Raw genomic sequence first — 6,292 nt, 5'->3', positions numbered from 1 at the left:
CCGATCCCCCACGCACCGGTCCCCCACGCTCCGGTCATGCCGGCGGCCCCGGCCCGGCCCGAGATCCGGGTGCTCGTCCGCGACCGGCTGCGGCAGGAGGCATCCGCCCTGCTGGACAGCGGCAACCGGCTCGCGATGATCGCCTGCCATGACGACGGAGACGCCCTGCGCGTCGTCTACTCGTTCGCGGGCGTCTTTCCCCGCCGGCAGGTCGACCTCGTCGTTCCGGTGCCGTACACCGACGCCTGGGTGCCGAGCATCGCCGACCTGTCCTACCCGGCCGGCAACTTCGAGCGCGGGATGCGGGACCTGTACGGCGTGCGCCCGGCCGACCACCCGCAGCCGTACCGGCTCGTGCGGCACGGGCACTGGCCGCGCGGCTGGTACCCGATGCGCCGCGGCGCGCGGGTGACCCCCCGGTTCGAGCCGGACGTCGAGTCCTTCCCCTTCGTCGAGGTCGAGGGACCCGGCGTCTACGAGATCGCCGTCGGCCCGATCCACGCCGGGATCATCGACCCCGGCCACTTCCGGTTCTCCGTCGTCGGCGAGACGATCGTGCGCATGGAGGCCCGCCAGTGGTACATGCACCGCGGCGTCGAGCGGCTCTTCGAGGGCCGCAGGCCGGCAGACGGCCTCGAGCTCGCCGAGCAGGTCACCGGGGACACCGTCGTCGGGCACTCCCTCGCGTACTGCATGGCCGTCGAGGCCGCGGCGGGCATCGAGGTCCGCGAGACCGACCGGCTGCTGCGCGCCCTCCTGCTCGAACTCGAGCGGATCTACAACCACGTCTCCGACCTCGGCTCGCTCGCGAACGACGTCGGCTTCGGGATCGTGCATTCGCACACCCAGCGGCTGCGTGAGACGCTCCTGCGACTCAACAAGACCGTCACGGGCCAGCGCTTCCTGCGCGGCGGCGTGCGGATCGGGGGCGCCCGGGTGCTCAGCCTGCCGGACCCCGAGGTGCTCCGCGGCGTGGCCGCAGACATGCAGGAGATCATCGCGATCACCCTCGGCCACGCGATCGTGCGCGACCGGTTCACCGGAACGGCGCCGCTGTCCGGCGCCCAGGCCCGCGCGATCGGCACCCTCGGTTACGTCGCGAGGGCGTCGGGGATCGACGCGGACTCCCGCAGGGACCACCCGTTCGTCGACCTCGGCCCGGCGTTCCACGTCGTCACCGAGACCGGCGGGGACGTGCTCGCCCGGTACCGGGTGCGCGCGGGCGAATTCGCGGTCTCGATGGCCGTGGTCATCGACCTCGTGGCGCGCCTCGGCGAGCACCTCGGCAGCGGCACCACGGTCGACCCGGCCGGGCCCGGCACCGGGCTGGCCTTCGTCGAGGGCTGGCGCGGCAGCATCTGCCACCGGGTCGAGCTCGGAGCCGGCGGTGTGCTCAGCCGGGTCAAGATCGTCGACCCCTCATTCTTCAACTGGCCGGCGCTGCCCGTCGCGCTCGCGGACACGATCGTGCCCGACTTCCCGCTCGTCAACAAGAGCTTCAACCAGTCCTACGCAGGCAACGACCTCTGATACCCGCCCGCCGTCGCGAAGCGGATGCCGCTAGCGCTCGTCCTGCTCGATCGTGCGGAGGAGCGCGTGGGAGTCTTCGAGACTCGCGACCAGCATCCGCTTCGCAACGGTGAGCAGTTCGGCGACGCCGGCGTCACGGACCGCGTAGAAGATGGTGTTGCCCTCACGGCGGGTGACGACCACGCCGGCGCGGCGCAGCACACCGAGTTGCTGGGAGAGGTTGGAGAGCTCGGAGCCGAGCACCTCCGCGAGGCTGCCGACCGAGCGTTCGCCGCCGACGAGCTGTTCGAGCACTTGCACGCGCAGCGGATGCCCCAGCGACTTGAACAATTCGGCCTTGAGCTGGGCCATGGGCAATCCGGTCATCGGCACCGTTTGATTATATCGCCAATTTATAATGTTCTCAAATAGGTGGGGCCGGGCACGGAAAAGGCCCGCCCTGCCGAAGCAGAACGGGCCTTCCGTCTAACCGACTAACCTGGCGAGAGGTTGTCGGCAGAACCCTAAGACTACGCCTCGGTGGACACCGATGCGACCTCGACGACGGATTCGGCGGACGCCGACTCGTCTTCGAGGACCGGGGCGAGCGACAGCTTGCCACGGTCGTCGATCTTGGTGATCTCAACGAGGACCTTCTGGCCGACTCCGAGCACGTCTTCGACGTTCTCGACGCGCTTGCCACCGGCGAGCTTGCGGACCTCGCTGATGTGCAGCAGGCCGTCCTTGCCGGGGAGGAGCGAGACGAAGGCGCCGAACGCGGCGATCTTCACGACGGTTCCGAGGAACTGCTCGCCGACCTCCGGGTTGGTCGGGTTCGCGATCGCGTTGACCTGGGCACGGGCGGCCTCTGCCGAGGGGCCGTCCACGGCGCCGATGTACACGGTGCCGTCTTCCTCGATCGAGATGTCTGCGCCGGTCTCGTCCTGGATCGCGTTGATCGTCTTGCCCTTCGGGCCGATCAGCTCTCCGATCTTGTCGACGGGGATCTGGACGCTGATCACGCGGGGCGCGGTCGGTGCCATCTCGTCGGGCTTGTCGATGGCGGCGTTCAGCACGGCGAGGATGGTCGTACGAGCATCCTTGGCCTGCGTGAGCGCACCGGCAAGCACAGAGGCGGGGATGCCGTCGAGCTTGGTGTCGAGCTGGATCGCGGTGACGAACTCGCTCGTGCCTGCGACCTTGAAGTCCATGTCGCCGAGGGCGTCTTCCGCACCGAGGATGTCGGTCAGGGCCGCGTAGCGGGTCTTCCCGTCAACGGTGTCGGAGATGAGGCCCATCGCGATGCCCGCGACCGGGGCGCGCAGCGGCACACCGGCGTTGAGCAGGGACAGGGTGGACGCACAGACGGAACCCATCGAGGTCGAGCCGTTGGAGCTCAGCGCCTCGGAGACCTGACGGATGGCGTACGGGAACTCCTCGCGCGACGGCAGCACGGGGACCAGGGCACGCTCAGCGAGCGCTCCGTGGCCGATCTCGCGACGCTTCGGCGTGCCGACCCGGCCGGTTTCACCGGTGGAGTACGGCGGGAAGTTGTAGTTGTGCATGTAGCGCTTCTTGGTGACCGGGCTCAGGGAGTCGATCGTCTGCTCGAGCTTGAGCATGTTCAGCGTCGTGACACCCAGGATCTGGGTCTCGCCGCGCTGGAAGATCGCCGAACCGTGCACGCGGGGGATGATCGCGACCTCGGCGTCGAGCGGGCGGATGTCCGCAAGCCCACGGCCGTCGATGCGAATGCCCTCGTTGAGCACGCGGGAGCGCACGACGAGCTTGGTGACCGACTTGTACGCGGCGGAAACCTGGCCTGCTGCGCTCGCGTCGAGCTCGCCGGCTTCGATCTTCGCGGCGATCGCCGTCTTGACGCTCGCCTTGAGGGCGTCGTCAGCGTTCTGACGGTCGACCTTGTCGGCGATCTGGTAGACGTTCTTCAGCTCGTCATAGGCGAGCGCGGCAACGGCGTCGTAGGTGGCGGGCACGTACGGCGGGAACACCGGGTAGTTGCCTGTCGGCTTCGCGGCCGCGGCTGCGACCTTCTGCTGCGCCTCGATGAGCTGCTTGATGAAGGGCTTCGAGGCTTCGATGCCCTCGGCGATGACCTCTTCGTTCGGCTTGATGGCGCCGCCCTGGATCAAGGTCCAGGCGTTGTCGGTGGCTTCGGCCTCGATCATCATGATCGCGACGTCTTCGCTGCCATCGGCATCCGTCACAACGCGGCCGGCGACGACCATGCTGAACACGGCCTCTTCAACCTGCGAGTGCTTCGGGAACGCGACCCACTGGCCGGAACCGTTCTGGTCGGGGATGAGCGCGACGCGGACGCCACCGATCGGGCCGGAGAACGGCAGGCCGGCGATCTGGGTCGACATCGACGCGGCGTTGATCGCCAGCACGTCGTAGTACTCGTCCGGCGCGATGGCGAGGACGGTGACGACGACCTGGATCTCGTTGCGGAGTCCGTCGACGAACGACGGGCGCAGCGGCCGGTCGATCAGGCGGCAGGTGAGGATCGCCTCGGTCGACGGGCGACCTTCGCGACGGAAGAAGCTGCCCGGGATGCGGCCGGCAGCGTACATACGCTCCTCGACATCGATGGTCAGCGGGAAGAAGTCGAAGTTTTCCTTGGGCTGCTTGCTCGCGCTCGTGGCGGACAGCAGCATCGTCTCTTCGTCGATGTATGCGGCGGCAGAACCCTGCGCCTGCTGGGCGAGACGGCCGGTCTCGAAGCGGATCGTGCGAGTGCCGTACTTGCCGTTGTCAATAACGGTTTCGGCGAACGTGATTTCTGGACCCTCCATATGGGGGTTCTCTCCTTTTGTGTTTGCTTCTCGCCATTCCGGCGATGAAGACTTGCGCACCCGTATGGCGCGCAAGGCGTGCGGACAATCCATAGATTGGCCTCGCCAAGTCTAACAGAGCGCTCTTGCTCCGGATCTGCGCTTAAACGGCGGCGTCGAAGACCGGGCCGTCGACGCAGACGAGGGGACCCTCGACCGCGGGATCCGTGCGGACCGGGGCCGCGCATCCGTGGCAGTAGCCGAGCCCGCACGCCATGTGCGCCTCGAGGGAGGCCTGCACGGGCACGCCCCATTCGGCGCCGAGTTCTGCGGCGAGCCGGGTGAGGACGCCGGCGCCGCAGACGAAGACGACGTCGGGCGGACCGGCGGCGAACTCGCGGCGCAGGAGAGCCCCGAGTGCGGGAAGGTCGGCGGTGCCCTCCGCGTCGGTGACCGGGATGAAGCGCGCACCGAGTTCGGCGCATTCGGCGGAGCCGATGAGGCTCCCCCTGGTGCGTCCGCTCGCGACGAGCGTCGCCTCGATGCCGCGGGCCGCCGCATCCTCGACCGAACCCATCACGGCGCACACGCCGACGCCGCGGCCGATCATCAGCGCCCGGCGGGTTCCGGACGGGAACTCGAAGCCGCGGCCGAGCGGCCCGGTCACGAGCAGCCGCTGCCCCGGGTTGACCGCGGCGAGTGCGGTCGTGCCGCGGCCGGCGACGCCGTAGATGACCTCGATCGTGCCTCGCTCGGGGTTCCGGCGGTGGATCGCCATCGGGCGTGGCAGCAGGATCCGCTCTCCACCGTGCGGCGGGACCGTGATCATCAGGAACTGCCCGGCGAGCGCGGTTGCCGCGATCGTGCCGCAGGACAGGGTGAGCCGGTGGTAGCGCTCGCGCACGACCTCGTGATTGACAACCGTCGCCTCGTCCCAGACCGGCTCGGGGCGCGGCCCGGCCTCTGCGGGGCGCACGGACAACAGGCCGTCGAGGGCTGCGGCATCCGCTGCGGCGAAGGCGGCCTGCCTGGCGAGCGCCGCCCGGGTCTCCGCAGCGGTCGGCGGGGTCTTCATCGGGCTCATTGGGCTCTCCAGAGGTCGATGAGATCGCGGATGCCGGTGACCCCGTCGTCCGCGCAGCGCTGCTGCAGGGTGCGCACGATCTCGACCATCGCGAACGGGCGGGCGAAACTGGCGGTGCCGACCTGCACGGCGGACGCACCGACCGAGAAGTAGTCGAGGGCGTCGTCCGCGGTCTCGATGCCGCCGCAGGCGATCACCGGGATGTCGACGGAGCGGGCGGCGAGCCAGACCAGCCGGAGCACGATCGGCCGGATCGACGGCCCGGAGAGGCCGCCGATGACGTTGCCGATCGCGGGGGCGCGGGTGTACGCCTCGAGCGGCAAGGCGGGGATCGAGTTGGCGACGCAGACGGCGTCTGCGCCTGCTGCCTGGGCGGCCTGGGCGCACTCGGCGATCGAGGAGGCGAGGACGGGGAGCTTGACGATGATCGGCTTGTCGGTCTCGAGCCGCACCGCAGCGACCGCGCTCTCGATGGCGTCCGGGTCCGAGCCGATGTCGGTGCCGTCGCGGTCGAGGTTGGGGCACGAGACGTTGAGCTCGAAGGCGTCGCCTGCCGTGCCGAGGTCGCGCACGACGGGGGCGTACCCGGCAGGCCGGTGCGCGCCGACGCTGATGATCACAGGCGGGCCGAGGGCGGCGTAACGCGGGTGCAGTTCGGCGAGGTAACCGGCGGCGCCGCGGCTCGGGATGCCGACGCTGTTGACCATGCCGGCCCGGATCTCGGTGAGCCGGTGCGCCGGGTTGCCGCCGCGCGGCACGCCGAAGACGGTCTTGGTCACGACGGCGCCGAGCTCGTCGACGGGGATGAGCCGGCCGAGGGCGGGTCCGAAACACCCGGAGGCGGGCATCATCGGGTTCCTGAGGCGCAGGCCGCCGATGCTGACGCTGAGGTCGACCGTGGCGACGG

At 69.6% G+C, this 6,292-nt stretch carries 5 protein-coding genes; 1 reads left to right on the top strand and 4 read right to left on the bottom strand.

Annotation, left to right across the window (positions count from 1 at the left end; translation table 11 throughout):
* Positions 1 to 1,530, top strand: a 1,530-nt coding sequence (locus tag QN357_RS17020) for an NADH-quinone oxidoreductase subunit C (RefSeq protein WP_323505255.1), incomplete at its 5' end; no start/stop codon positions are given.
* 30 nt (positions 1,531 to 1,560) lie between these two features.
* Here QN357_RS17020 and QN357_RS17015 read toward each other — a convergent pair.
* The 4 genes from QN357_RS17015 to QN357_RS17000 form a co-directional block, all read right to left on the bottom strand.
* Positions 1,561 to 1,896 (bottom strand): ArsR/SmtB family transcription factor, encoded by a 336-nt coding sequence (locus QN357_RS17015; RefSeq protein ID WP_134449604.1) that lies wholly within the window; start codon positions 1,894 to 1,896, stop codon positions 1,561 to 1,563.
* 143 nt (positions 1,897 to 2,039) lie between these two features.
* Positions 2,040 to 4,322: a polyribonucleotide nucleotidyltransferase gene (locus QN357_RS17010; protein ID WP_134449603.1), complete on the bottom strand. Its 2,283-nt coding sequence runs from the start codon at positions 4,320 to 4,322 to the stop codon at positions 2,040 to 2,042.
* Positions 4,323 to 4,464: 142 nt separating this feature from the next.
* Positions 4,465 to 5,385: a dihydroorotate oxidase electron transfer subunit gene (locus tag QN357_RS17005; protein ID WP_198413679.1), complete on the bottom strand. Its 921-nt coding sequence runs from the start codon at positions 5,383 to 5,385 to the stop codon at positions 4,465 to 4,467.
* Positions 5,382 to 6,292: dihydroorotate dehydrogenase (locus QN357_RS17000; protein WP_323505254.1), on the bottom strand; the 911-nt coding region annotated here is incomplete at its 5' end. The genes QN357_RS17000 and QN357_RS17005, both read right to left, overlap by 4 nt.

The organism is Cryobacterium sp. RTC2.1 (assembly GCF_035018685.1).
In the GTDB taxonomy this organism is placed as follows: Bacteria; Actinomycetota; Actinomycetes; order Actinomycetales; family Microbacteriaceae; genus Cryobacterium; species Cryobacterium glucosi.
This window is presented reverse-complemented; position numbering and strand designations above follow the sequence as displayed.

Coding starts and splice junctions, on each gene's coding strand:
- QN357_RS17015 (WP_134449604.1), bottom strand. CDS start 1,896: ATGACCGGATTGCCCATGGCCCAGCTCAAGGCCGAATTGTTCAAGTCG.
- QN357_RS17010 (WP_134449603.1), bottom strand. CDS start 4,322: ATGGAGGGTCCAGAAATCACGTTCGCCGAAACCGTTATTGACAACGGC.
- QN357_RS17005 (WP_198413679.1), bottom strand. CDS start 5,385: ATGAGCCCGATGAAGACCCCGCCGACCGCTGCGGAGACCCGGGCGGCG.